This window comes from Winogradskyella immobilis, from assembly GCF_021887715.1.
Classification (GTDB): Bacteria; Bacteroidota; Bacteroidia; order Flavobacteriales; family Flavobacteriaceae; genus Winogradskyella; species Winogradskyella immobilis.
Map to the genome: position 1 here is coordinate 1 of NZ_JAIQXX010000067.1, position 522 is coordinate 522.

The window sequence follows — 522 nt, forward strand, 5'->3', positions numbered from 1 at the left end:
AATCAACTATTGATGATCCATTTAAAGTTATTACTGGTGCTGTCGTATCTGCATTAACATTAACTGTTCTGTCAACTGATGCACTGTTTCCTGCTACATCACTAACACTATAAGTTACTGTGTACACTCCTGCTATTGATGTGTCTACTGTACCTGTAATATTTATGTTTCCTGTTAAATCACCATCTATATTATCTGTTGCCGTTGCACCTAATTCTGTATAAGTATCTCCTACATTTAAATCTATTACCGAAGATCCATTTAAAGTTATTACTGGGGCTGTAATATCTGCATTAACATTAACTGTTCTGTCAACTGATGCACTGTTTCCTGCTACATCACTAACACTATAAGTTACTATGTACACTCCTGCTATTGATGTATTTACTGTACCTGTAATATTTATGTTTCCTGTTAAATCACCATCTATATTATCTGTTGCTGTTGCACCTAATTCTGTATAAGTGTCTCCTACATTTAAATCAACTATTGATGATCCATTTAAAGTTATTACTGGTGCTG

General features: G+C 33.7%; 1 protein-coding gene. It reads right to left on the reverse strand.

Translation table 11 applies throughout. The features are described from left to right. A partial coding sequence (locus K8Z87_RS13855; RefSeq protein ID WP_227478169.1) for a DUF5011 domain-containing protein occupies positions 1-522 on the reverse strand: 522 nt, incomplete at both ends.